Raw genomic sequence first — 22717 nt, 5'->3', positions numbered from 1 at the left:
TTGAATTTTTTTACAAGCCGGCAATCACTTAGAAGATGGGAGAATTATGTCTAGGAAATACAGTATTGGAATTGATATCGGATCAACGGCCTCAAAGGTCTGCATTCTGGGTCTTGGTGAAAAGCCTGTTTACCAGGTTCTGCCAACAGGCTGGAACAGCAAGATTACGGCGGGCATCATTAAAGATCACCTGGAGGAGACCATCGGTGACCTTTCAAACGCCGGCATTGTTGCCACAGGCTACGGCCGGATTTCGGTGAATTACGCCGACAAAGTCGTAACGGAAATCACCTGCCACGGCCGGGGAGGCTACAGCCTTATCGGCAGGGACTGCTCCATTGTAGATGTGGGAGGCCAGGACACCAAGTTCATCAACGTGAAGAACGGCAAACCTGTAGACTTCCTGATGAACGACAAGTGCGCCGCAGGAACGGGAAAATTCATCGAGGTTATGGCCAACAGACTGGGCCTTACTATTGAGGAGCTTTTTGAGGAAGCCCAGAAAGGGGAAGCCATTCCCATCAGCTCTATCTGTACGGTTTTTGCGGAGTCTGAGGTAATAAACTACATGGGTGAAGGCAAAAGCAAGGAAGATCTTGCTGCAGGTGTCATTGACTCTGTAGCTCAGAAGGTTGTGACTCTCATGCAGAGGAAGGAGCTGTACGATACGGTAATCATTACCGGCGGTCTCAGCAGCAATGAGTATTTTGCAGAGCTCCTGTCCCGCAAGCTTCACGCAACGGTGATCCCCCAGCACGACGGAAGATACGCAGGTGCTCTTGGAGCTGCTATAATCGCCAGGGAAAAAATCCAGTAGTCTTTTCCCTATCCGGAAACATTCGGAAACATTCATAAATATTCGGCAATATTAAAAAACAAACAGGGATCACCTTATTCAGGTTAAAGTAAGGCGGTCCCTGTTTTATATTAACAATTATCTATTAAGGCTGACTAAACCGAAATTATGTTTCAGCGCCGGATAAGCAATTCCTTAATTTAAGGTTCAGCTTTTCGTATGGATCTGCCGCCCTGCTCATTACATGAACTTTCCTGCAAATGCGCAGGCTTCTTCGAGCTGCTTCTGACCAGGTTTTCCTCTGAAGTAGAGGGATTCTTCCTCAACAGGAATTCCTTTTTCCTTCAATCCTGACTTGATCAGGTCAATAGCGTGTTTTGAGATCCATGATGTGGAGAACACCACAGCTTTTCCAATTTTTTCAGGATCCAGTCCCACAATGTAGTTTTTCAGGTTTTCATCGATACCATATGCGTAGAGTGCTCCTCCGATGAACAGAACATCTACAGGCTCGCAGATCTGTGCTTCACTGCTGTCTGTTGAAACAGCCTTGACGCCTGCGGCCTTTGCAATGGCATCTGCAACCAGCTTTGTATTTCCTGATCTGGAATAATATCTAACTGCACAATTCATTTTTTCCACCTCTTTGCTTTCTTGCTCCCATGCTTGTAATTATTAAAGCTGCTGAGACAGCTGCGTAACGATTGCCTGCATTCCTTCAAGGCTTACAATTAACAAAACAGCCTTTATCTCTCATAGTGAGAGAAAAAGACTGTTTTGTATCATTGTTCTTGTCCGGATTCAATTTTTGCGAAATCTGAGGTCATAAACTACTATTTGCTCATAAGATATGGAACCAGCGGTTCCGGAAGTGCTCTGACAAACAGAGATTCCATCTCTTCCACCGTACAGGTGTTCCGGCTTGTTTTTCTCCTCATATTCCTACCGGATGATCTTAACTCCCTTTTCCCTCTCCATTATTTTAGCGAAGGACGTGACGACGGCCATCATGATGCCCACGCAGTGATCCTTCCTCTCCGGATCTTTAAAGTCATAATCCCTGATGAGATCCGGGCAGATAGTAGTCTCATATGCTTCAATCACATCGTCGTTCAGCTCCCTGACCAGATCCAGGCACTTCTTGTATTTCGGGTCACCTGGCACTGTTCTTCCGAAGACCATGCCAAGGCACATGGTAGCTCCCGCTACTCCCCCGCACACATTGCCTCCGTCTCCAAAACCGTATGGAAATCCTGTAGCCATTGCCATGGCCGACTCTGGCATTCCCAGGTCGAAGAACTTGTTGAGAACGTAAACTGCTGTTTCCGAGCACATGAACCCGCTTCTGAATACTCTCTCCGTCTCTTCCTTCAATTCATTGAGATCAATATGATCAACCATAAGGTTTCCTGCCTTTCAAACCAACACTAACTTACTGCAATACAAACAAATTTCCCTGTTCCTATTTGACCTCAACAGCCATGAATTTCTTTTTGCCCTTCTGAATAACAATTCTTCCATCCTGGAAATCATCCATGGTAATTGTCTTCTTCTTGTCGGTAACCGTCTCGCCATTCAGCTTTACACCGCCTTGCTCAATCATTCTGAAGCCGTCGCTGTTGCTGCTTACAAGACCGATTTCCTTCATCAGGCTTACAAGGCCCACTCCTTCACCCTCGAACTCAGCGCCATCCTTCTCAACAGACGGAATGTCCGCAGAAGCAGCATTTCCTTTTGCAAATACCTGACGAGATGCTTCCAGAGCCTCTCTTGCCTTCTCTTCTCCGTGAACCAGCTTGGTAACCTCAAAGGCCAGAACTTCCTTGGCCTTGTTGATCTCAGCTCCTTCAAGAGCGCTGAGCCTGTTAACCTCATCCATAGGAAGGAATGTCATCATTCTCAGGCACTTGTTAACGTCTGCATCGTCTACGTTTCTCCAGTACTGGAAGAAGTCGTAAACAGATACTCTGTTCTCATCCAGCCACAGAGCTCCGCTGGCTGTCTTACCCATCTTCTGGCCATCTGCCTTTGTGAGAAGGGCAAAGGTCATTCCGTAAACATCCAGGTTTGAAGCCTTCTTTGACAGATCCACACCTGCAATGATATTAGACCACTGGTCGTTTCCGCCGAACTCCATCTTAAGGTCGAAGTCCCTTGCCATTACATAAAAGTCATAAGCCTGCATGAGCATGTAGGTGAACTCGAAGAAGGTAAGACCTCCCTCGTTTATTCTTCTCTTGAATGCCTCTGCTCTCAGCATGTTAGGAACGCTGAAATTCCTTCCGATCTGGCTTACAAACTCCACGAAGTTCAGGTTTCTCAGCCATGCGCCGTTGTTTACGCTTACAGCCTTGCCCGGCAGCGGCTCCCTGTTCTCGTGACCTGGCACGAAAACTCCGCCGTTTCCTTCATATTTCCACTCATCGTCGAAGTCCAGGAACCTGTCAAAAAGCTTCTTGAACTGGGCGCAGTTGTAGTCGATCTCATCAACAGTCATCATCCTTCTCATGTCAGTTCTGCCAGAAGGATCTCCCACCATTCCTGTACCACCGCCGATAAGTGCAACAGGAGTATGACCATACTTCATCATCCACATCATTACAATAATCTGTACGAGGTGGCCTACGTGAAGGCAGTCTGCAGTAGGGTCGAAGCCAATATAGAACTTTATTTTCTCCCGGCCCAGCAGATCCCTTGCTGCTTCCGGATCTGTGACCTGTTCAATGAAGCCTCTTTCCTGCAGTACGTCGTATACATTGTCGTACTTGCTCACATTGTCAGGAATTTTAAACATCGTCATATCTCCTTTTCTTTTTTGAAAAAAATTTTTCTCATCCTGCCCAGGGTGCGGGAACCTGAAGTTGTTTTGTGGTCCGGTGCACGAAATACAAGATGGATATAGTGATTATACACTATATCCATCTTTATTGTCGCATTTTTCTTGGTTGATATCAGGTGTTTTATACCTCCGGGATAATTTGCGGCATCAAAAAACCGGGCCTGTTCAAGGCCCGGGTATCCATTTATTTCGCCCTGTCTTCCAGACTGGGTTTTCGAAAACTTCCGAAAACTTCCGAATCTGCGGAACTATTTTTTTCCTGATTAAAACCCTGGACTACTTTGTGCCGTACAGTCTGTCACCTGCATCTCCCAGTCCCGGCAGAATGTAAGCATCCTCGTTCAGTCTCTCGTCTCTTGCTGCAATGTAAATATCTACATCCGGATGGGCCTTCTGCAGGGCATCAATTCCTTCCGGGGCTGCAATCAGGCACATGAAGGCAATGTCTGTTGCTCCTCTTCTCTTGATAAAATCAATGGCTGCAATTGCAGAACCGCCTGTTGCCAGCATAGGATCAACTACGAAGGTCTTCCTCTTGTCAATGTCGCTAGGAAGCTTGCAGTAGTACTCAATAGGCATGTGGGTTTCCGGATCCCTGTACAGGCCTACGTGACCAACCTTTGCATTTGGAACAAGAGCCAGCATTCCGTCAACAAATCCCAGTCCGGCTCTGAGGATAGGAACGATGGCAATATCCTCTCCCTTCAGCATCTTTACGGTAGTCTTGCACATAGGAGTTTCTATCTCTACATCTTCCAGAGGCAGATCCCTTGTTGCCTCATACCCCATAAGCGTTGCCACCTCTGTGGCCATCTCCCTGAACTCCTTGACGTTGGTCTCCTTCTTCCTCATCATGGAAACCTTGTGCTGAATCAGCGGATGATCAAAAACGTACACCTTGCCCTGCTTCTCGCTCATGGACTTTCTCCCTTCCTGCCTTAAAAAATCCTGTTAATCACTTCTAACAACAACTCCGTCTGTAGCTCTCCGGAGACTTCGTTAATTTTTTGCCCGGCTAATTATACCACACAGACGAACCTTCATCTCAAATTTTGTCTTCTCTGAAAAAATTACATCTCATCCAGCATGTTGGTTCTTCTCAGATGCTTGCCTCCCAGGAACTCCTCACTCAGCCAGGTGTCTACCATCTGGAATGCCAGCTCCTTATCAGTAGTTCTTCCTCCCATAGCCAGAATATTAGCGTTGTTGTGCTGTTTGGCCATCTTTGCCATCTCCACAGAAGTGCAGAGTGCGCACCTGATGCCCTTCACCTTGTTAGCAGCAATGGAAATTCCAATGCCGGTTCCGCAAACGGCAATGCCCTTCTCGGCCTTTCCGGCCATAACAGCCTCTCCCAGAGCCTTTCCGTACTTCGGATAATCTACAGACTCTGTGGAATCAGTTCCAAGATCCAGGATCTGGTAACCTTCCTTCTCCAGCTTCTCTCTGATAGCCATCTTAAGTTCGTATCCTGCATGGTCGCTTGCCATTGCAATAATCATTATGTACCTCCCGGCCTGCCGGCCTGAAATTTCAGCTGTCTGTTTTATTTTTTTCCCGAAAAAAATCCTTCTCTTCCCGGTGTCTTGGGACTATGCGTGAATCACGTTGTAACCGGCAGATTTCAGCATTCTGTTCATTACCGAAAATCCCAGATCTTCTTCAGGCAATGCATACACATATATTATATCAACATCTTCTCTGTCCAGTTCACGCAATCTGGCAAAAAAATCCCTGGCTGCTTCCCGGCTGTCTCTGCCGTAATCGATGAGAGCCGTCTTCTTGCCCTCTGCCTGAGCCTTTGTGCTGAGCTCCCCAATAATCTGAAGAGCTTTTTCCTGATCTCCCTCGACGATCTGCACATCCGCCTTCGGTGAGTAGTGCTTGTACTTCATTCCCGGAGCCTTAGGGTGAAAATCACTTTGGTCAGGCTCCATGAACAGGGCCGGATCGTAGGTGACTTCAATATTCAGAGATTTTCTGATCATCTCTGCGGTTATGAACCCTGGTCTCAGAATCACCGGATGGTCTCCTGTAACGTCGATTACGGTTGATTCTATGCCTACATCGCACTGCTCTCCCATAATTATTCCGTCAATTCTTCCATCCATGTCCTCCAGCACGTCTTCACAGGTGGTAGGACTTGGTTTTCCCGAAAGGTTGGCGCTAGGTGCTGCCACCGGAACTCTGCAGCTGTTTAGAAAGGCTGCAGCCGTTCTGTTTGACGGCATTCTCACGCCTACCGTGTCGAGACCTCCTGTAGTCGCATCAGAAATCTCGTCGTTTTTCTTCATGATCAGGGTCATAGGTCCCGGCCAGAATACGTCCATCAGCTGCCTTCCTACTTCAGGCACTTCTGAAACCACATCTTCCAGCTGGTCAAAATGGGCGATGTGGACAATCATGGGATTGTCACTAGGTCTTCCCTTGGCCGCATATACTGATCTTACAGCTCTGCTGTCATAGGCGTTGGCCCCCAGGCCGTAAACTGTTTCTGTGGGAAAAGCGATCAGTCCGCCTTTTCTGATTATCTCACCGGCTTTTTCTATTGATTCCTGGTCAACCTCAAACTTCAGCGTCTCCATTTGTTTGTCCCCGAAGAATTAGAAATTCTTCATCTTCTCGGCCTGATCCTGGGTGATAAGTCCGTCGATGATCTCATCCAGATCTCCATCCAGGATGGCATCCAGTTTATATAATGTAAGGTTAATTCTGTGGTCAGTTACTCTGCTCTGAGGGAAGTTGTAAGTTCTGATTCTCTCTGAGCGGTCTCCTGAACCGATCTGGCTCTTTCTCTCGGCAGAAACCGCATCGTTCTGCTCTTTCAGCTTCAGGTCATAGAGCCTGGACTTCAGGACTTTGAAGGCCTTGTCCTTGTTCTTGATCTGGGACTTCTCGTCCTGGCATGTAACTACCAGACCTGTAGGTATGTGAGTAAGTCTTACGGCGGAATCTGTAGTGTTTACGCACTGGCCGCCGTTTCCGGAGGCTCTGTATACGTCCACCCTTACATCGTTTGGATTCAGGTCAACTTCAACGTCGTCGATTTCAGGAAGAACTGCGACAGTAGCTGCAGAAGTGTGAATTCTTCCGCTGGACTCTGTTTCAGGCACACGCTGTACTCTGTGAGTGCCGCTCTCGTATTTGAGCCTTGAATATGCGCCCTTTCCCTTGATCAGGACAACCGCTTCCTTTACGCCGCCGATTTCTGTATCGTTAAGCTCGATTATCTCAGCCTTGAATCTGTGACGCTCTGTATAGCGGAGGTACATTCTCAGCAGGTCGTTTCCGAAAAGAGCTGCCTCGTCGCCGCCTGTACCGGCTCTGATCTCCAGGATAACGTTCTTCTGGTCGTTAGGGTCCTTAGGAATAAGCAGAACTTTCAGGCTTTCCTGAAGTTCTTCCAGTTTGCCTTCATTCTCCTTTATCTCTTCTCTGGCCATTTCCCTCAGCTCTTCGTCATCTTCAGCGTCAAGAATCTCCTTGGCCTCTTCTATCTCTTCCTTTGTCTTCTTGTACTCTTTGTACTCGTTAACAATAGGCTCCAGCTCGCCCATTTCCTTCATATAAGTCCGCCATGTAGGCTGGTCGGATATTACTGCCGGATCGGCTACCTTCTGAGCCAGTTCCTGGTATTTCTCCAGGGTAAAATCCAGTTTGTCAAACATCTCATGTCTCCCGTGTTTACTTCTATTTGTGTTTCCTTTGTGAAACAATCGAATACACCAAAAGAGAGGCTGTCGCCACGGCGCCAGCCCCTCTTGATTGTGCTTCCCTAAAGGTTGTATTTGTTCTTGAACTTCTCAATACGTCCGCCACGGCTAGCAAACTTCTGCTGACCTGTGAAGAACGGATGGCACTCAGAGCAAACGTCAACTCTCATCTCGTCTTTAGTTGACAGAGTAGTGAACGTATTTCCACATGCGCAAGTTACTTTACATTCCTTATACTCAGGATGGATTCCTTCCTTCATGTTGTTCGCCTCTTTCTGTTAAAGTCTGCCTTCCGGTCCCTATGATCCGGCTGGACAGCTTATTAAGTGTATCACCCGGGAACAACACAGTCAAACCGTTTTTGCACAAAAGACCGTGGAAAATTGTATTTTTGCAGGATTTATTTATTCAGGTACGCATCAATGCCTGCTGCGCCCTTTTTTCCTGCTCCCATGGCCTTAATAACGGTGGCTGCTCCTGTTACAGCATCTCCGCCGGCAAAAACTCCCGGCCTTGTACATGCGTTGTTCTCTTCATCGATCTTGATGCCGCCTCTGTCGTTCTGATCCAGACCTTCTGTAGTGTCGCAGATCAGGTTGTTCAGCCTTGTTCCCAAAGCCATTATTACCGCATCAACATCGATTGTGAATTCAGAGCCTTGGATTGGGACAGGTCTTCTTCTGCCACTGGCGTCCGGCTCACCCAGCTCCATCTTGATGCATTCAATTTTTTCTACCTCGTTCTTGTCGTCTCCCAGTATTCTTACCGGGTTATTGAGCAGGTGGAAAACAATTCCTTCTTCTTCGGCGTGCTGGATTTCCTCTGCTCTGGCAGGCATTTCATCTCTGCCTCTCCTGTAGACAATGTGAACGTCGGCGCCCATTCTCTTAGCGCAGCGTGCTGCGTCCATGGCAACGTTGCCCCCGCCTACAACAGCCACCTTCTTGTGCTTCTTGATAGGAGTGTCGTACTCGTCTTTGTAGGCCTTCATCAGGTTGATCCTGGTCAGGTACTCGTTGGCGGAGTACACCCCTACCAGGTTCTCACCTTCGATGTTCATGAACCTAGGCAGACCTGCTCCAGTTCCAATGAACACGGCCTGATAGCCCTGATCAAAGAGGTCATCTACGTTCAGGGATCTTCCGATCACAACGTCCCTGATAAACTTCACGCCCTTGGCTTTCAGATTGTCTATCTCATATGCAACGATGTCCTTAGGCAGTCTGAACTCAGGAATTCCGTAAACCAGTACGCCGCCTTCCTTGTGGAGGCTTTCAAAAACTGTAACGTCGTATCCCATGTTGATCAGGTCGCCGGCGCAGGCCAGTCCTGCAGGACCGGATCCTACAACAGCCACTCTCTTGTCTTTGTTGCTTTCCTTCGCTGAGGAGACATTATTTTTTTCCTCTTCCTGATGCTCTCTGTGCCAGTCTGCTACGAAGCGCTCCAGGCGGCCTACTCCAACAGGTTCGCCCTTAATGCCTCTCACACACCTGCCTTCGCACTGGGTTTCCTGAGGGCAGACTCTTCCGCAAACAGCAGGCAGGGAGTTGGTTGAGGTGATTATCTCATATGCTTCCTCGAACTTCCTCTCCGTAACTTTCTTGATAAACTCCGGAATTCTTACGTTTACAGGACAGCCGCTGACGCAAGGCTTGTTCTTGCAGTTAAGGCATCTTTCTGCCTCGCTGACTGCCATCTCCTCTGTGTATCCAAGGGCTACTTCCTGGAAGTTGCTGTTCCTTACATTAGGATCCTGGGATGGCATAGGTGTCTTAATCTTGCTGTTATTCATAATGTCTCACCCCTCCTGTCAGTCTGCACACGTGATCTCTCTCTTCCTGTTCTTCTGCCATGTAGTAGGCGTTTCTGGCAATCAGGGTATCCCAGTCTACCAGCTGGCCGTCAAACTCAGGTCCGTCTACGCAGGCGTATTTGGTCTCGCCTCCCACGGACACTCTGCATCCGCCGCACATTCCTGTGCCGTCGATCATCAGTGCCGTAAGGGATGCAATGGTCTTGATTCCGTATGGCTCTGTTACCTTGCACACGAACTTCATCATAACCGGAGGTCCTACAGTGATGACCTCATCGTACTGTACGCCGCTGTCGATAAGGGCTTTCAGCTTGTCTGTGGTAAAGCCCTTCTCTCCCTTAGTTCCGTCATCGGTCATAAGGTAAAAATTGTCCACTGCTGCCTTAAACTCGTCTTCGAGAACGATGAGTTCTTCTGTTTTGAAGCCGCTGACCATGTCCACGATGACGCCGGCGTCGTGAAGTCCCTTGGCCACAGGATATGCCAGGGCATTGCCGGTACCTCCGCCTACAACACAGACTCTTTTCAGTCCCTCCATCTCAGTAGGACGTCCCAGAGGTCCTGTGATGTCGGCAATGGACTCACCTTCCTCTACCTGTGACAGCAAGCTGGTGCTCCTGCCCACTGCCTGGAAAATAATGGTAACTGTTCCTTTCTCTTTGTTGCTTCCGGCCATGGTGAGCGGCACTCTCTCTCCGTACTCGTCCACCCTGAAAATGATGAACTGCCCCGGCCGGGCTTTTGCGGCCACGTAAGGGGCCTCCAGCTCCATCCAGAACATGTCATGGCTGAGCTGGCGCTTATATACCACTTTATGCATAAGGTCCTCCTTAGTCTTGAATCGCTAACAGTACAATTATACCGTCCGGCCTGGAAAACACAAGCAAGCCTCCGGCTTGGGCCGGGACTGGTCCGGGACTGGGGAGCGGGCTTGGGATCGAGCTTGGGACTGGGACTTGGAACCGGGCTTGGGGACCGGATGCTACAACCTGGGAGCAGTAGAAGTTTACAGTTCAGCTGATTGTACTGCTTTTTCCTGGGGCTGTGAGCAGTACTGATTCCCATTTCCGGGCTTTCTACTGCTCATGCTTAGTTCCAAAAGCAGTACTCTTTGCCAATCTAGTCACTTCTACTGCTCCTTCTCGGTTCCGCGAGCAGTAGAAATTCACAGTTCGGCTGATAGTACTGCTTTTTCCTGGCGCTGTGAGCAGTACTGATTCCCATTTCCGGGTTTTCTACTGCTCATGCTTGGTTCCTAAAGCAGTACTCTTTGCCAATCTAGTCACTTCTACTGCTCCTTCTCGGTTCCGCGAGCAGTAGAAATTCACAGTTCGGCTGATAGTACTGCTTTTTCCTGGTGCTGTGAGCAGTACTGACTCCTATTTCCGGGTTTTCTACTGCTCATGCTTGATTCCAAAAGCAGTACTCTTTGCCAATCTAGTCACTTCTACTGCTCCTTCTTGGTTCCGCGAGCAGTAGAAATTCACATTTCGGCTGATAGTACTGCTTTTTCTAGGCATTGTGAGCAGTACTGATTCCCACTTCCGGGCTTTCTACTGCTCATGCAGACCTCTAGGGTCATAATATATTCAGCTGGCTCTACTGCTCGATGGGAATTTTTCACTCTTATAACGAAAGAATGCGCGGGTGGGATCCCGCGCATTCTTTCACTTTACTTCAAAATCTTATACTGTCATTGTAACTTCAACGGCGTCTGCTATGGATTCCACGGCTCTTGTTACTTCTTTTGCGTCGCCGGCTAAGTGACAAGGGATGCCTGCCTCTTTACAGATATCCACGTTTTTAGTTGAAAAGGGGACCCAATTTTTGTCAGGTCCCATTCAGTTACCACTATTGATCGAAATCAGCAAATCTACTTTTCCAGGGAATTTCTTCTCCGCCTTGCTACCACAAATGCAGCCAGTGCGGCTCCGCTGATCCCCAGCATGGATGCGTACAGCTCAAAGACTGTATCATCTCCTGTGCGCGGTGTACCCTGAGCGTCACCGGTGCGGGTGATCTTTGTGTTAGTGGTTGTAGTCGACCCTGAATTCGTATTGGAATTGGAATTCGTGTTGTCTCCCGGTGTCGTCTTTTTGTCCGGGGTAAAGGTCCAGGTGCCTGTGAGAGTGATGTCTTCGGTCCCCACGGTGAGCTTTTCCCCAGCTGGCTGGCCGTTGAGAGTCCAGCCGCTGAAGGTCCAGGTACCACCGTTGATCGGGTCCTTCACCTTGCGCTTAGAAGGTTCGGTGGAAACAGTGACCACATCCTTTTCTGCATATTCTTTGTCGTCCTCAGGAACGGTGACTACCTCGGCAGGGAAGCTTGATGTGTCACTGCCATCGGCGCCGTCATAGCTAAGCTGATAATTTACCTTATATGTCTTCTCCCACTGGGCGTAGAGTACGTCATCAGCCTTGCCATTGAGAACGTAGGCACTATCCGGAACGAACTCCGTCCCTGTACCGTCAGCCTTCGTGTTCCAGCCGGTGAAGCGGTAGCCCTGGCGGGTGAAACCGTTCTTTTTCACGTTGACAATGCCGCCGGCGTAACCCTGTGACGGGTCGGTTGCCCCCTCATACGCATCGCTGCCGGAGTTGGCATCGTAGGTCAGGGTGTCCGTGTCCGCCTGGAAAAGCCATCTTCCCTCGAAGTTCAGGTCATCGTCCCCCATGGTAGTGGTGCCGCTGATCAGCCTGTCGTAAAGGTACCATCCCGTGAAATTCCAGGTGCCGCTGTTGGCGTCATCCCTGACGGTGCTGCCCGTGGCAGGGGTTGCAGAGATGTTCACGGTGTTGCCTTTTGTGTACGCGGTGCTGTCCACCGGCAGTACCGGGAACCCGGTGGGTGCAGTCACACCTCCAAGGAAAGAGTAATTATAGCTGACCTTGTGGGCCTTGGCGTAGCCATCGATGACGATGGCATCGCTGCTGGAATCGATGGCAGCGGCGGTCGTGACGCTGTATTGCGCGTCGTGTTCACCCTTGAAAGGAAACTCGTAGCTGTAAGTGAAGCTTGCCTCCACGCTGGCGTTGAGGCTGTTGTTTTTTATATCATCTGCGGTCAGGGTATACTGCGCTGTGCCGGTATATGTGTCGTTGTCCGTTTTTTTCACATTGGAAAGCGGGATGTCTGTGGTGCTGGTCTTTCCGATGTGTACTACCGGTGTGCCGTTCAACGCGGCAGAATACTGGTTCTGGAGATCTCCCGCACGGAGAGTCACCGTAAGCGTTACCACATCCCCTTTTTTGAGATCCTGCGTCTTGTCGGGAACGATCTTTGCTTCCGGGACCGGCTGGATCGCCCTGGCGTCGACAATCAGATTATTGCCTTCTTTCTGATATTTAGTTCCCCAGCCGAAGGTTGCCACATACCCCTGATTCTTCATACGCTGGACGTCTGACTTTTTCAGATATTTCCCCGGGCGGCCCATATAATTGTCCCCCAGAGGATAAATGAAATTGTTTACATCGGCGGATTCGATCCTGGTGATCAGGTAATTGGGATCGGGCTTTACAAAGACCTCCACAAAATCCTCCGGACTCTGTGGTCCCGGTGCCGTCACCGGAGTAGCCCCGTTCACCGGGCCCTCTGAAAGTACATTCCCGCTGGTGTCCACCACCATGTAGTATGCCGTCATGTTTTCCAGCTTCGGAGACAGTATCAGGCTCTTCTGCCACACTGCATAGAGTGTGACTCCGCTGGACGGGACAACATAATCGTCTCCCGGCTTGTATTCAGGCACGGAAGTCTTGCTGCTCGTGGACCATCCTGCCAGGTGGCTTGCCTGATTCCCCGTGAGCGTTGCCGCGTCCGCCCCCGGCAGCGTGATATGAGTTCCCGGAACCGCCGAGACCTTATTGTTGAAGCCGGACTTAAAGGTCCCCATGTTGGCGTTATATGTTATATGTTACCTGTACTGTGGTGGAAGACGCCGCTGCTGTGCTGCTGCCGCTTCCGGATGTGGTGTCAGCTGCAAAAGTCATCACTCCCGAGCTTACTGCCACCATCGTCATCACCAGGACTGCGACAATAAAGCCGTTGAACCTGGCGCGAAAACTTTTTATGTGGCCTGCTGTCAGGCCTGTGGTCGTATCATTTGTCTTTGAAGGCCTAGCTATTCTGGACACGCAAAACACCCCTTTCTGATTTTTGATATAATTTGTTGGTTAATCTTTTCTATATTTCTGTTTACAAGATGTGCATTTTTCTGTATTTATTTAGTTCACATTTGTCATACCACCATAGGACTTTTATGTCAACAATTACAATAATAAATACAGCACTTAACATTATTTATCCTCCCCATTACCTCCGGTCACGTTTATCCCTCACACAAAAAAGCGGCGGATCGTGCCGCCGCTCACTATCTCCAGTTGATTTTACTATTCACCGTTTCTGTATGGCTCCATCTTTTTACAAGCTCCTGGATCTCTCGCTGGCTTTTACCACACAGTCGATCACTGCATGTCTGAAGCCGCCCTCTTCCAGGGCGTCGCAGCCCTCAATGGTGGTGCCGGCTGGAGAAGTTACCATGTCCTTCAGCTGGCCCGGGTGCATGCCGGTTTCAAGAATCATTTTTGCAGATCCCAGCACGGTCTGAGCTGCCAGTTTATAAGCCACGTCTCTTGTGAGACCTTCTTTTACTCCACCGTCGGCCAAGGCCTCGATGAACATAGCCACGTAAGCCGGGCCGCCGCCGCTGAGGCCGCAGACTGCGTCAAGGTCGCTTTCCTTCACCCAGAGAACAGTTCCGATAGATGCAAAAAGCTTTTCCGAGAAAGCCTCTTCTTCCGAAGTGAAGTCGTTGCCTTTGTTCAGTGCAAAGGCTCCTTCATAAACGAGAGCTGGAGTGTTAGGCAGAAGCCTGAGGATTCTCGGGGTTCCGTCTATACCTGCCTGGAGCCTGTCTGTAGTAACACCGGCTACTATGGAAAGCATGGCCTTGCCGTCCAGGGCTTTTCCTGTCATAGCAGCTGCCTCCTCGTACTGCTGAGGCTTTACGGCCATGAGCACGATGTCGCTCTTTGCCGCAAGCTCCTCATCGTCTTTTACTACAGTAAGGCCAAAATCTTTCGCTTTCTGACGGGCTTCTTCCTTGATGTCTGCTACGTAAACATCTTCCTTTGAAAGGTATCCGGCATTTACTGCGCCTTTTGTAATTGCTCCGCCCATGTTGCCGAAACCGATAACACCAAATTTAATTCCCATTTTCACACCCCCATTTAATATAAGAATTGCAATATCAGAAGTCTTCCGGTGTGTATTTGAGAAGGGGCCGGAATTCATCTTCTCCGAACAGTTTAATATAATCTTCAGTGGCTTTGCTTATTATTTCCTCAGCATCTTCAGGGAATGCGTCTCGGATTGCCCCGGAGATTGTGTGGTAGATGTGAGCTGTGTGATATTCGAAATCCTTCATGCAGGAAGTTCCCAGCTCTTCTTTTTTTGCCTTGACCTTCTCCTGATCTTCCGGGCTCAGGGGCTGGGTCCAGTTGAATACGCAGCGCTGGCCGCCCCAGCTCATAGTCGGATATTCAGGAAGGCACTTGAAGTCCTGGCAGAAACCTTCATATACCGCCTTGTCCACATTTACGCAGTACTCCCTGCCGTACTCCAGGAGATCGTATTTTTTCCAGGCATCGCACCAGGCGCATTTGCTGATATAGGTCTTGTATTCCGGCGTATTCTCTACTGTTCCAAATTCCATCTGGCCCGGATAATCCGGTTTCCACTCTCCATAAGCCTGGTTTGTCCAGAGAGCAATGGGATCACCATTGGCCTTTGCCCTTTCGGCCATCCTCCTGCCTCTCTCCTTGCCGTATTTGATCATACCCTGTTGAATGATATGATTTCCCAGGCTTCCCTTCTTCTCTACAGTATATTTGCAGAGAAGTGCGAACATTACAGCCTGGTTCTCAATTCTCATTGCCATTGCTGCACCCCCTTCTGTTCGGTTATTATTTTCTCACCCAGTCAGAATGCTCTTCCATTGCCAGCTTAATCAGGCTGTCCAGCAGCTGAGGCTGAGAAATTCCCATGTCTTCCCACAGCATAGGATACATGCTGATGTTTGTAAATCCCGGAAGAGAATTAATCTCGTTGAAAACAATCTCCCCCTCATTGCTGTAGAAGAAGTCTACTCTGGAAAGTCCTCTGCAGTCCAGTGCCTTGTAAATGGCAATGGCGTACTGTCTCACCTTGTTTATGGTTTCATCTGGCAGATCTTCTACCACCCTTGTCTTTGATTCCGGATTTTTATACTTGGCATCGTATGTATAGAACTCTCCTGCAGAAAGGATTTCGCCTACACGGCTGGCCTTTGGATCGTTGTTCCCAATAACGGCACACTCGATCTCCCTTCCCACAATAGCTTCTTCTACCAGAACCTTTTTGTCATACTTGAAAGCCTCAGCTACAGCTTCCCTCAGCTGATCCAGGTTCTTGGCCTTTGAAGCTCCAACAGATGAACCTGCAGAAGAAGGTTTTACAAATAGAGGGAAATGGCCATTGTGAGCCGTAAATGCGTCCATTACCACTCCTTCAGGATCCTCTCTGTATTCCTTCAGACGGAGGACACAGTGCTTTGCCTGTCTTACCCCGGTCTGTGCCGCAAGAACCTTCGTAATGGACTTGTCCATTGAGTTTGCTGTTGCTGCAACTCCTGAGCCCACATACGGGATCTCTGCCAGCTCCAGAAGTCCCTGAATGTCTCCATCCTCTCCGTGTGCGCCGTGAAGCACAGGAATCACGCAGTCGATTCTGATGGCCATTGCTCTGTCTTCCTGGTCAAAAACAAGGATTCCGTGTACCACAGGATCGTGGGGAATAACCACCTGGCGGTTTGACGGGTCCTTTTCCCAGCTGCCGTCAGCAATAGCTTCATATGGCGCTTTTGTTATGTACCATCTTCCCTCTTTAGTGATTCCGATTACGAAAACCTCATACTGGTCTCCCTCCAGAGCCTTCAGCACGTTTACAGCCGAAAGCCTTGAAACCTCGTGTTCTGTTGATTTTCCACCAAAAATTACTGCCAGATTCATTTTGTCCTGCTTTCCTTTTCTCTTTCCTTCAACTACCGTTTTCTTACTTATTTGTTTTTCTTAGTGATTATAACTCTGTCTTTGTTGTCCAGGTCCTTTATTATGCGGGCTCCGTCAAAATCTCCACCTTCTCCCAGAAGGGTTACTACATCTACCGCCTGATCATAGCCGATTTCCAAGGCCAGGATTCCGTGAGGCTTCAGATGTCTGCCGCTTTCCTTTGCAATCCGCCTGTAGACATCAAGGCCGTCCTTTCCTCCGTCCAGAGCCTTTCTCGGCTCATGATCCTTTACTTCAGGATCCAGAGTTTCTATCACATCTGTCCTTATATAAGGAGGATTGCATACGATTACGTCGTACTTCTTCCAGTCCGGCACAGATTCAAACAAATCTCCCGTAGCAAAAGTGCATCTCTGGAATACTCCGTTTAGCCTGGCGTTATGCATCGCAACATTTACAGCGTCAGGACTTATATCTGCCATGGTAACTGCCGCATCTGAAAGTTCATAGGCCAGAGACACGCCAATGGCGCCGCTGCCTGTGCACATATCCAGGATTTCCGGATTCCTGAGTTCTTCACCTTTGATTACGCCCAGAAGCTGCTCCACAAGAACCTCTGTGTCCTGTCTCGGTATGAGCACGTTCTTGTTTACCCTGAAAGGCAGGCCCATGAACTCCTGAACGCCGATGATATACTGGAGCGGAACTCCGTGGAGCCTCTTTTCAATCATTTTCTCATATTCACTTACTGCTTTGTCGTCAAGGAGTTCGTCTTTCCTGAGGATGATGTCCTTATCGGAGAAGCCGAAGACGTAGCGGAAAATTTCTGTAGCGTCGTGGCGTCCGTTTTCGATAAAAGTAAGTTCCTGTCTGCCGTACTTCAAGGCATTCCGCACTGTCCGGGGATCCTTTCCGAAGCGAGGAGGCTTTACTTCCATGAAATTGTCCATTCTCTTCTTATCAGCAATTTCACGTTCTGCCGCAGCAGCCATCTGAGCAGCGCTGGCCTCTGGAACAGGAACCGGCCCTCTGGCCCCGTATCTGTTCTTCATGGCCTCAACAGACCTGCTGTCCACCTTCTCGTGCTCTTCCACAGCAGCTGCATCCACTGCTTTTCTCAGCTCCTCTGCCAGATTTCTGTCTTCCCCGGATTTATCTCCGAAAAGATCATCCAGCTGCATGGTTACGCTGCTTCTCTTCTGGTTCCCGGCCTTTGAGACATCTACAACACTCTCTTTTTCTCTCAGTCTGGCCTCTGCCTCTGCATTGGACCTTGCCAGGGCTGCAGCCTGGGCTCTCAGCTGGAAAAGGGCATCTTTCTTCTCTTCCGGATCCAGCTTGTCCGAGGCTTCAGAAGCTTTTCTGATCACTGCTCTTGCCTCTTCCGCAGCTTTCTCTTCTGCTGGTTCAGACTTTTCTGTTTTTACGCCGTGCTTTCCTGCATATGGCTCTGAAGATTCTGATGGACGGTCTGCAGCTGTTTTCACAGGTTCTGATTTCTCCGGAGTCTTTCCCTGAGCCTTGTCCGGCGTTTTTCCCGGATTTTTCTCTACAGCCTTCTCAGGTGTCTTTTCTGGAACTTTTTCTGGGACCTTTTCAGGTGTTTTCTCCAGAAGGACTTCCCCTTTTTTCTTTTCAGGAGCCTTTTCCGAGGCTTTTTCCTGAGCCTCCTCTTCCGGATGCTCCACCACCTTATCCTTTATTTTCCTGAACAGACTTGCCAGCTTCCCTCTGGATTTCTTTATAGTCTCATGGGAAACTGCCTCCACCTTGTCCACCGCATTGCCGATGAGTTTTTCCGTCTTGCTTCCTTCCTCATCGTCCAGGACAGGAGCTGACCTTCTGGACTGGGACTCGATCATCATCGTAACGACCTTGTCGTCCTTCTCCCTCTTCCGGCGAATCTCCTCCATGATGTCGTCAAGGTCTCCGGCCTTTGTTATCTTCGACTCCGGAGCTCTTTCCCTGAGCCCTGTAGTTGTCAAGGTCTCTGCCCTTGTCATGGATTTCCTTGCAGCCTCCTCAGCAGCTCTCACCCCCGGAGCCCCTGGAGAAGTCTGATTTTTCGTTCTGATGCCTGTTCTTGCGTTTCTTGCCGATCTACCAGGAGAACCGCTTCTCTCACTTACAAAAGTTTTTTCATTCTCCGGTTCTTTTACGGTCTCTTTCGAGAAGTCAGTTTTTCCCTGAACACTCTTTTTACCTGAATAATTATTCATGAGCTGGTCGTCAAAAGTCTCCATTACTCCTAGGTAATCTTCATACTTTGTTCCCGGTTCTGATTTTTCGGCTTTTTTCTGCGTCTCTTCTTCGAGAGCATTTTTCTCAAGTTCAAGACTGAGCCATTGATCAATGTCCATTTCTTTTCTGCCCTCAGCCATTTCAATCCTCCTCCGGTATAAAATTCTCTTCCTTCGTTTCTTCCTCAGGATCCACAATAACTCCGTCTCTGTCCGGAACTTCCGGTCCGGTCAGAACAGCCTTCAGTGCTGTCATTGCAATTTCAACCTGACTGTCCTCTGGCTCCGCCGTTGTGAGCTTCTGCAGGAGAAGCCCCGGTACAGACAGCACTCTCACAACAATATTATCGCTTTTTCCTGCCCATCTCAGCAGCTCATAGCTGATCCCTGCAATCACCGGAATCAGCAGAACCCTGGATGCAATTCTTGCTGCCAGTCCAGGCCAGCCCAGGAAGGAAAACAACAGCAGGCTTACTATCATGACAAACATCAGGAAACTGGTTCCGCAGCGGGGATGCATGGTTGTGAATTCCCTTGCATTCTCAGGTATCAGATCAAGTCCGTTCTCGAAGGTATGAATGGACTTATGTTCCGCTCCATGATACTGGAAGATCACCTTTATCTCTTCCATCCTGGAAATTCCAATAATATACAGCACGAACAGGACGATTCGGAAAATGCCTTCAACCAGGTTCAGCAAGATGGTGCTGCTGATCCATCGTCCCAGAAAATTCACGATCCACGTAGGGAATATCACGAATCCCAGAACCGACACCACTACTGCAATGATAACTGATACCGCCATCATTATATTCCAAGTGGCCCCCGGTCCTAAATGGTCATTAAGCCATTTTTCAAAATTTCCCGGCTCTTCCCTCTCCTCTTCTGGAATGTACTTCTCGAGAATATCTGCCGAATCCATAAGAGTTCCCATTCCAGTGGATAAGGAGCTTACAAAGGACACCACCCCTCTTATGAGGGGAATCTTCCTCCATATGCCAGGTTTTTTAAGTCTTTGTGTCTTCAAGTATATCCGGTTGTCCGGCAGCCTCATGGCCAGGGCCATTCTGTCAGGCCCCCTCATCATGACTCCGTCCATTACCGCCTGCCCCCCTATTGACGTAGGCCTGGCGCCGGAAATAAAAATTTTTTTAAAATCCATACTTCGATTCTATCTGCCCCGTCTCAGCTCTGTTTCCATTATCTCAAGGAAATCCCTGTTGCTCTTGGTCTGAGAAATATTATCGATAATATCTTCAGTAACCTCAGCTGCATTTCCGTCTGCCATGGCTCTTCTCAGGAGATTCATAACCCTCCATTCCTGGTGATCCAGAAGGAGATCTTCTCTTCTCGTACTGGACTTGCTCAAGTCTATAGCCGGGAAAATCCTTCTTTCCGACAGCTTTCTGTCAAGCACCAGCTCCATGTTTCCTGTTCCCTTGAACTCCTCGAAAATCACGTCGTCCATTCTGCTTCCAGTATCTACCAGTGCCGTTGCCAGTATGGTCACGCTGCCCCCTTCTTCCAGGTTTCTTGCAGTACCGAAAAACTTCTTAGGCGGATGAAGGGCTCCAGGATCCAGGCCTCCAGACAAGGTCCTTCCGGAATTTGGCACTTCCATATTATACGCCCTGGCCAGTCTTGTAATACTGTCCAGAAGGATCATTACATCCTTACCCTGTTCAGCCAGCCGCTTGGCCCTTGCGTTCACCATCTCAGCCACCTTTACGTGATGAGCCGGCAGCTCGTCGAAGGTGGAATATATTACCTCTCCCCTGGTGAGAGACCTCTTCATATCCGTTACTTCCTCGGGCCTTTCGTCAATAAGAAGAACAATAAGCTCGATGTCCGGATAATTCTCCTCTACAGCGTGGGCTATCTTCTTGAGCAAAACAGTTTTACCTGCTTTCGGCTGGGCAACGATGAGTCCCCTCTGGCCCTTTCCCACTGGTGCAATAAGATCTACCAGCCTTGTGGACAGTTCGATGCTGGTGGTCTCAAGCCTTATTCTTTCTTTTGGAAAAACAGGTGTCAGATCGTCGAAGTGAGGTCTTGTGCGGCATACTCCCGGATCATCCCCGTTTACTGTATTCACATAGAGAAGTGCTCCGAACCTCTCATCTCTGTGAGGTTTTCTGGAGATTCCGTTGATCTTGTCTCCTGTTTTCAGGCGAAAACGCCTGATCTGAGCTGGTGATACATAGATGTCCTTGTCGGAGGTCAGAAAATTGTTAAACCTCAGGAAACCGAAACCGCCCTCTGCGATTTCCAGGATTCCTTCCACTACAGGCCTTTCCTGCTGGTCATTTTCCTTTTCTTCTTCCCTGTCCTCTTCGCCGTTTTCATCTTTACCGGAGCTGCCGGCCTCATTCTCTTCTTCCCCGGCAGCCTCAGCTGTATCATCTGCATCATCTGCCTTACCTGCATCACCCCCGTCAGCAGCATTCTCAGGGGTACTGTCTGTATCCGGAATACTGGCAGTTTCTGTCTCTTCAGGTGCTTCAACAGGTTCCACCGGTTTTTTCCGCGGACGTCCCCGGCGCCTTGCCGGCTTTTTTTCCTTTTCCTTGTCTTCTTTCTTATCTTCTGACTCCACACCCTGCTCCTGAGCTTCTTTCACTTCCGCCTCAGAAACTGCGCTTTCGGTGTCTTTTTTCTTTCTAGCTGGTGCCATTCTCTACTCCGTTTCGTTCTTTCTGTTCTTTGAAAAAAATTATTCTTTTGTCATTCTTTATGGACTATTGATGGTTACTGTCCCCTGTTAATTTACAAAAAATTGCATTTTTGCGGGTATCAGTTCATCTTTGTCGATTCATGAGATCTCCGGGAAAATATCTTCGAGACTGGTCCGAACAACTTCGGATCCAGGGAAACCACCGTTTTAATCCGGCGGGATCTGCACTGCAGGCAGATCTTTCATGACTGGCGGCCCCGGTGGCTTCTGCCATGGCCGGGTCCACAATAGATCAGCGTTTCAGACAGGTTTCTTCTTTACCAGACAAAACCTTTTGTGCTACTATCACTTATTATACAAATTATAGCCGGATATTAAAGTAAAACCCGTGAAAATTACAAGAAAATGAGGTGCTCATGAAGGAACTTCTCATCCGGGGCCAGCGCCCTTATAAAATGCTGATACAACCCGGCCTCCTGCCCCAGGCCGGAAAATATATTTCCAAGACACTGGGAGGCAGCCGTGCCTTTGTGCTTACTGACTCCACCGTGGCCGCACTGCCATCCATGGCCATGTCAACCCTGTGCCAGTCTCTGTCTGACGAAGGATATGAGGTTTCCCCTTTCCAGATTCCTGCAGGAGAATCCTCAAAGAACCCTTCCACCTATCTCCAGGTGGTATCGGAAATGGCGGATCAGGGCCTTCAGCCTACAGATATTCTTGTTGCCCTTGGAGGTGGAATGGCAGGGGACCTTGGAGGATTTGCCGCTGCCACCTACATGCGGGGCATCAGATGCGTACAGATTCCTACTACCTTTCTGGCGGCAGTGGATTCATCTGTAGGAGGCAAGACTGCCATCGACCTGCCTCAGGGCAAAAACCTCATCGGCGCCTTCTGGGAACCATCTCTCGTATTGTGCGACCCGGAGCTCCTCCTTTCATTGCCTCGTGAAGTTTTCATGGACGGCTGCGCCGAAACCATAAAATACGGCATTCTCAAAGAACCAGAAATCATCCACCTCTTAAGGCATGCTTTGGAAAAAATGTCTGAAGGTCCCGGGGAAGCCGGCGACTCAGGGGCTGTAACAGAACTTCTCAGCCAGGTTATCTCAAAGGCAGTTACCACAAAGGAATTCTACGTCCACGGCGACGTTACCGATAAAGGAAAAAGAGGATTTCTCAATCTTGGCCATCTTCTGGGCCACGCCATAGAAGCCTGGAGCCAGTTCTCCTTGTCCCACGGCCAGTCTGTGGCCATGGGAATGGTGCTGGAAGCTAGAGGCTGCGCCGGCCTGGGCCTTACTTCTGCCCATACAGCCAATGAAATCCATGACCTGATTCAATCCTTCGGTTTTGCCGTAGATCCCCCTTGCACAGTTCAGGACATTCTTCCCTACCTGGTTCACGACAAAAGAATCCGCAACAACACCATTGGCCTTATCGTCGCCGAAACCCCAGGCTCCTGCCACATGGAACCATACCCGGCAGATCAGCTGGAGGAATTTGCAAAGCTGGGATTTGGCGAACAATAATTTCAAAACACATCAATGAGACCGGATATATCTGGACTTCAGGTTATACAAAAGGCGGTGCTGC

Annotated in this window: 20 protein-coding genes; 2 read left to right on the top strand and 18 right to left on the bottom strand. The window is 49.2% G+C overall.

Features of this window, described 5'->3' with window-relative positions; genetic code table 11:
• Positions 1-46 precede the first annotated feature (46 nt).
• Positions 47-817 (top strand): acyl-CoA dehydratase activase, encoded by a 771-nt coding sequence (locus tag FYJ66_RS04350; protein ID WP_154572289.1) that lies wholly within the window; start codon positions 47-49, stop codon positions 815-817.
• A 219-nt stretch (positions 818-1036) separates the two neighbouring features.
• On the opposite strand, the gene FYJ66_RS04345 is transcribed toward FYJ66_RS04350, so the two are convergent.
• The 18 genes from FYJ66_RS04345 to rho all read right to left on the bottom strand — a co-directional run bounded on the left by FYJ66_RS04345 (position 1037) and on the right by rho (position 21121).
• The gene (locus FYJ66_RS04345) at positions 1037-1429 is read right to left on the bottom strand and encodes a flavodoxin family protein (protein WP_154572288.1); all 393 of its coding nucleotides are present in this window, start codon (positions 1427-1429) and stop codon (positions 1037-1039) included.
• Between the two features lie 309 nt (positions 1430-1738).
• The gene (locus FYJ66_RS04340; protein WP_154572287.1) at positions 1739-2197 is read right to left on the bottom strand and encodes a C-GCAxxG-C-C family protein; all 459 of its coding nucleotides are present in this window, start codon (positions 2195-2197) and stop codon (positions 1739-1741) included.
• Between the two features lie 61 nt (positions 2198-2258).
• Positions 2259-3590: a tyrosine--tRNA ligase gene (gene tyrS, locus FYJ66_RS04335; protein ID WP_154572286.1), complete on the bottom strand. Its 1332-nt coding sequence runs from the start codon at positions 3588-3590 to the stop codon at positions 2259-2261.
• A gap of 321 nt (positions 3591-3911) precedes the next feature.
• Positions 3912-4553: a uracil phosphoribosyltransferase gene (upp, locus tag FYJ66_RS04330; RefSeq protein WP_154572285.1), complete on the bottom strand. Its 642-nt coding sequence runs from the start codon at positions 4551-4553 to the stop codon at positions 3912-3914.
• 152 nt (positions 4554-4705) lie between these two features.
• Complete coding sequence (gene rpiB, locus FYJ66_RS04325; protein ID WP_154572284.1) at positions 4706-5137, bottom strand: ribose 5-phosphate isomerase B; 432 nt, start codon at positions 5135-5137, stop codon at positions 4706-4708.
• Positions 5138-5227: 90 nt separating this feature from the next.
• A complete protein-coding gene (locus FYJ66_RS04320) occupies positions 5228-6220 on the bottom strand; it encodes an L-threonylcarbamoyladenylate synthase (protein WP_154572283.1) in 993 nt (330 codons plus the stop codon).
• Positions 6221-6238: 18 nt separating this feature from the next.
• Positions 6239-7303 (bottom strand): peptide chain release factor 1, encoded by a 1065-nt coding sequence (gene prfA / locus FYJ66_RS04315; RefSeq protein WP_154572282.1) that lies wholly within the window; start codon positions 7301-7303, stop codon positions 6239-6241.
• A gap of 107 nt (positions 7304-7410) precedes the next feature.
• A complete protein-coding gene (rpmE, locus tag FYJ66_RS04310) occupies positions 7411-7608 on the bottom strand; it encodes a 50S ribosomal protein L31 (RefSeq protein WP_154572281.1) in 198 nt (65 codons plus the stop codon).
• Positions 7609-7748: 140 nt separating this feature from the next.
• Complete coding sequence (gene gltA / locus FYJ66_RS04305; RefSeq protein WP_235897356.1) at positions 7749-9143, bottom strand: NADPH-dependent glutamate synthase; 1395 nt, start codon at positions 9141-9143, stop codon at positions 7749-7751.
• Positions 9136-9984 carry a sulfide/dihydroorotate dehydrogenase-like FAD/NAD-binding protein gene (locus FYJ66_RS04300; protein WP_154572280.1) on the bottom strand — a complete coding sequence of 283 codons (849 nt, stop codon included), beginning with the start codon at positions 9982-9984 and terminating at the stop codon, positions 9136-9138. Before FYJ66_RS04300 ends, gltA begins: the two co-directional genes overlap by 8 nt.
• Before the next feature lie 1053 nt (positions 9985-11037).
• On the bottom strand, positions 11038-13053 hold the full coding sequence (locus FYJ66_RS04295; RefSeq protein ID WP_154572279.1) for an SHIRT domain-containing protein: 2016 nt from the start codon (positions 13051-13053) through the stop codon (positions 11038-11040).
• Positions 13054-13060: 7 nt separating this feature from the next.
• Complete coding sequence (locus tag FYJ66_RS04290; protein ID WP_154572278.1) at positions 13061-13294, bottom strand: hypothetical protein; 234 nt, start codon at positions 13292-13294, stop codon at positions 13061-13063.
• A gap of 286 nt (positions 13295-13580) precedes the next feature.
• Positions 13581-14375 carry a pyrroline-5-carboxylate reductase gene (gene proC, locus FYJ66_RS04285; RefSeq protein WP_154572277.1) on the bottom strand — a complete coding sequence of 265 codons (795 nt, stop codon included), beginning with the start codon at positions 14373-14375 and terminating at the stop codon, positions 13581-13583.
• Between the two features lie 34 nt (positions 14376-14409).
• Positions 14410-15099 (bottom strand): L-2-amino-thiazoline-4-carboxylic acid hydrolase, encoded by a 690-nt coding sequence (locus FYJ66_RS04280; protein WP_154572276.1) that lies wholly within the window; start codon positions 15097-15099, stop codon positions 14410-14412.
• Between the two features lie 25 nt (positions 15100-15124).
• Positions 15125-16207, bottom strand: a complete 1083-nt coding sequence (locus tag FYJ66_RS04275; protein WP_154572275.1) for a D-alanine--D-alanine ligase family protein — start codon at positions 16205-16207, stop codon at positions 15125-15127.
• 47 nt (positions 16208-16254) lie between these two features.
• Positions 16255-18588 carry a peptide chain release factor N(5)-glutamine methyltransferase gene (gene prmC / locus FYJ66_RS04270; protein WP_154572274.1) on the bottom strand — a complete coding sequence of 778 codons (2334 nt, stop codon included), beginning with the start codon at positions 18586-18588 and terminating at the stop codon, positions 16255-16257.
• A 1-nt stretch (position 18589) separates the two neighbouring features.
• Positions 18590-19609, bottom strand: a complete 1020-nt coding sequence (locus FYJ66_RS04265) for a DUF1385 domain-containing protein (RefSeq protein ID WP_154572273.1) — start codon at positions 19607-19609, stop codon at positions 18590-18592.
• A gap of 9 nt (positions 19610-19618) precedes the next feature.
• Positions 19619-21121, bottom strand: coding sequence for a transcription termination factor Rho (gene rho, locus FYJ66_RS04260; protein ID WP_154572272.1), 1503 nt, complete (start codon positions 21119-21121; stop codon positions 19619-19621).
• Positions 21122-21537: 416 nt separating this feature from the next.
• On the opposite strand from rho, the gene aroB reads away from it, so the two are divergent.
• On the top strand, positions 21538-22653 hold the full coding sequence (gene aroB / locus FYJ66_RS04255) for a 3-dehydroquinate synthase (RefSeq protein ID WP_154572271.1): 1116 nt from the start codon (positions 21538-21540) through the stop codon (positions 22651-22653).
• The last annotated feature ends 64 nt before the right edge of the window (positions 22654-22717 follow it).

The sequence above is a fragment of the Allobaileyella intestinalis genome (assembly GCF_009695865.1).
GTDB lineage: Bacteria > Bacillota > Clostridia > Peptostreptococcales > Anaerovoracaceae > Allobaileyella > Allobaileyella intestinalis.
This window is presented reverse-complemented; position numbering and strand designations above follow the sequence as displayed.